The organism is Shewanella sp. 11B5 (assembly GCF_002836795.1).
Classification (GTDB): domain Bacteria; phylum Pseudomonadota; class Gammaproteobacteria; order Enterobacterales; family Shewanellaceae; genus Shewanella; species Shewanella frigidimarina.
Genome location: NZ_PJAP01000869.1, coordinates 1 through 3465 on the forward strand (window position 1 = coordinate 1; position 3465 = coordinate 3465).

The following is a 3465-nucleotide window of genomic DNA, read 5'->3' on the forward strand; positions in this document are numbered from 1 at the left end:
ACATTAATGTCAGAAATATTGCCAAGGCATGGCGTTTTTTCATGTTGGCTGTGGTCAGCATTAAAATAGGGGCGCCGACAACAACGCCTATCGCGTAAGCACTAATCGCATAACCACTTTGTGACGGTGTTGAGGAAAATGTTTCACTAATTAATGGCAGCATTGGCATCATCGAAAACTCTGATAATCCCAATATAAATGTGCCTAAGGCTAACACTAACAAAATGGCGGTGGTGTTCAGTTGGCTTGGTAATGCAGCAGCCGGGGTCATAAAAAATCCTGTTGGTAATAAGGGAGTTGGGTGAATTGAACCATTAAGCGATTGAAATAGGGCAAATCCTAAAAACTAATTGGCCCGTTAGTTCACGACTAAACTAACGGGCCAATTACGGTCTATTAGTCTTGCCAGCGTTGCTTAATGTATAAAATGCTGGGCAAAGATTGCTGAAATAGTGTCACTAACTGCGGGTCAAAATGTATGCCGCTTTGGTCATGTAAAAATGCCATGGCTTTGTCGACAGTCCATGCTTCTTTGTAAGGGCGTTTGCTGGTGAGAGCATCAAATACGTCGGCAATTGCCACAATACGTCCTTCAATAGGAATATCTTCACCTTTAAGTCCATGAGGGTAGCCGCTACCATCCCACTTTTCGTGGTGAGTCATGGCGACGACTTTGGCTAAGGCGATCAAATCTGAATCTGATTCACCTAGAATTTCGGCGCCGATTTCAGGGTGCTTTTTCATGATGGCAAATTCTTCATCGGTGAGCTTACCCGGTTTAAGCATAATGCTGTCGGGAATACCAATTTTACCAATATCGTGCATTGGTGCTGCATGGAGTAAATTGTCGGCGGCTGATTTTGATAAACCATAAGCAAGGGCAATAATTTTAGAAAAATGGCTCATGCGCATCACATGCATACCGGTTTCGTTGTCTTTGTATTCAGATGCACGGCCTAAACGTTGAATGACTTGTAAGCGTGTACGACGCAAATCGTCTGCTTGCACTAAAGACAAATGAGTACGAACACGTGCTTTAACCACCGCAGGTGACACGGGTTTAGTAATGTAGTCTACCGCGCCCACATCAAAGCCTTTAGCCTCATCCACTTCGTCACTTAACGCCGTGATAAAAATGACTGGTACCGCTTTGGTGCGTTGCACAGTTTTAAGTTGCTGGCAGACTTCAAAACCAGTCATACCCGGCATCATCACATCGAGTAAAATCAAATCCGGCAAGTCGCGTTCAATTAAACGCAAGGCTTCTTCGCCACTTTTAGCAAAAATCAGCCTGTACTGATCCTCAAGCATTTTCTTTAACACTCTGAGGTTAGCGGGTTCATCGTCGACAATAAGAATTGTCGGCATACGGTCTTGGTTGCTATATATCATTCAATTCAGTCTTTTTACTGTGCAGTAACATTGGACTCAAGTGCATTGAGTTGTGTTATTGCTTGTTCAAATTCAAAGTCGTCTAGAGCATGTTGTATGTTGATACATTGCTGTCGGTATGCCGACGGAGTTGCTGCAATTAGTGTGTCTACATCGTGCTCATTGTATTGGTTTTCTTTTGCAGCTAAGCGAATAAGGTTAATGATTTGGATGAACTCATCAACGCTCATACTATCTTTTTCTGCGGTTTGATCTGGGTGTTGACTGATATCTTGAGTGCTAAGATAGGTTGTCACATGGTCAAAAGCCTGCTCAATAGTGGGCAGCAAAGCCAATAATTCAGTGGTGGATTTTGTCATGGCTAAGCGCTCGGCATCGCTAAATAAACGTGTTAGTTGCGTTAGCGATAAATTGCCAGACAACCCTTTTAGTCCATGTAAATGCTGACTAATAGCTGGCCAGTCGGCAGTTTGTATTAATTGTTTAAGCTGTTGGTTGCTATCGTGTTGTTTAGTCATAAATAGGCTAATTTCTTTCACGAGAGTGTCTTTACTTCCCCACATCGAGATGCCTTTTTTCTCATTAACCACTTGCCTGTTGTCGATATCAACAGCGGTGTTATCGACGGCCATATTGCTTTGTTCAAGTTTCAACACTTGGGCAATTTCATGATTAAGCAGCATCATATCGATAGGTTTATTGGCAAAACCATCCATACCGGCATCTAAGGCTGCTTTTTTGTCTTCAGGCAGTACGCTGGCCGTTAATGCAATAATTGGCATATGTGGTAAGTGTTCGTTTTGCTCTTGTTCACGACGATTACGCGAGGCGGTTAATCCGTCCATGATAGGCATTTGCACGTCCATCAATACAAGATCTATTTTGTCGTTGCGCATTCGCAGTAGGGCTTGTTTACCGTCGCGGGCTGTAATAACAGAGTGACCTTGGCGCTTCATCATAATGGTGAGCAAATCAATATTTTGCTGGATGTCATCAACTATCAAAATAGCCAGTGGTTTAATGTGGCGGGTTGTTAACGGAGTCAACGTGTTGTTGATGTGTTTGGGTGCGGTTAATGGCAAGGCAAAACCAAAACAACTGCCTTGGCCAAATGTGCTTTTAGCGGTAATTTTACCGCCCATTAATTCAACCAACTGTTTGCTGATGGTTGTCCCCAGACCAGTGCCACCAAAGCGTCGGTTCATGCTGGCATCTGCTTGAGCAAAGGCATCAAACACCAAGGCTAGTTGTTCTGGCGTCATGCCAATACCGGTATCGTTAATCGCAAATTCAATGCAACCGCTTGGTTTAACGCTAACATCTATATTGACGCCACCTTCGGCGGTAAATTTAATCGCATTACCAATTAAATTGGTCAATACCTGGCGAATTCGGTCTGGAGCACCATGATAAGACATTGCCACATCTGCTGATACATTCACGTTTAAGAACAAACCTTTAGAACTAGCTTGTAACCATAGTGTCGATACCACCGAATCAATTTCTTCGATAACAGAGAAATCGCGTAATTCGAGGTCGAACTTGCCTTTGTCTAACTTAGCACTATCGAGAACATCGTTTAGTAGATGCAATAAAGACTTAGCAGACTGATTAATAGTACGTAAATGTTTTTGCTGTTCAGCGGGTAGCGAATCGTCGAGTAAAATGTCGCTAAAACCAATGATGGCGTTCATTGGGGTGCGAATTTCGTGGCTCATGTTCGCTAGGAATGCCGAGCGGGCAGATGCTGCTTGTTCCGCTTTGTCTTTGGCAATTAATAAGGATTGCTCCATTTCTTTGCGATCGGTGATGTCCATAATAAAGCCGTCGAGCCATTTATCTTGTACATCTATCCCGTCAATCTTAGCACCATAACCGAGCAGCCAGCGAATATCACCGTTGGCATTATAGATACGGTATTCCAGCTTAAACACTTGCTCTGTGACGATTTGATTGCTTATTTGCTTAAGGTCATCTGGATGTACGTGTTGGTAAAAATGACGTTTTGGTGTTGCGCCTATATAGTCATTTGCTGGATAACCGGTAATATTTTCTACCGCATCGCTAATAAAT

General features: G+C 43.1%; 2 protein-coding genes and 1 pseudogene. All 3 read right to left on the reverse strand.

Features of this window, described 5'->3' with window-relative positions; genetic code table 11:
• Window positions 1-271 (reverse strand): annotated as a pseudogene (locus tag CXF78_RS17410) (MFS transporter); the annotation flags it as partial.
• 125 nt (window positions 272-396) lie between these two features.
• The gene (locus CXF78_RS17415) at window positions 397-1392 is read right to left on the reverse strand and encodes a response regulator (RefSeq protein ID WP_180957206.1); all 996 of its coding nucleotides are present in this window, start codon (window positions 1390-1392) and stop codon (window positions 397-399) included.
• A gap of 14 nt (window positions 1393-1406) precedes the next feature.
• On the reverse strand, window positions 1407-3465 hold a 2059-nt coding region (locus tag CXF78_RS17420), incomplete at its 5' end, for a PAS domain-containing hybrid sensor histidine kinase/response regulator (RefSeq protein ID WP_145991544.1).

Excerpts from the sequence above, each read along its gene's own strand:
- CXF78_RS17415 (WP_180957206.1), bottom strand. The coding sequence starts at position 1,392 with ATGATATATAGCAACCAAGACCGTATGCCGACAATTCTTATTGTCGAC.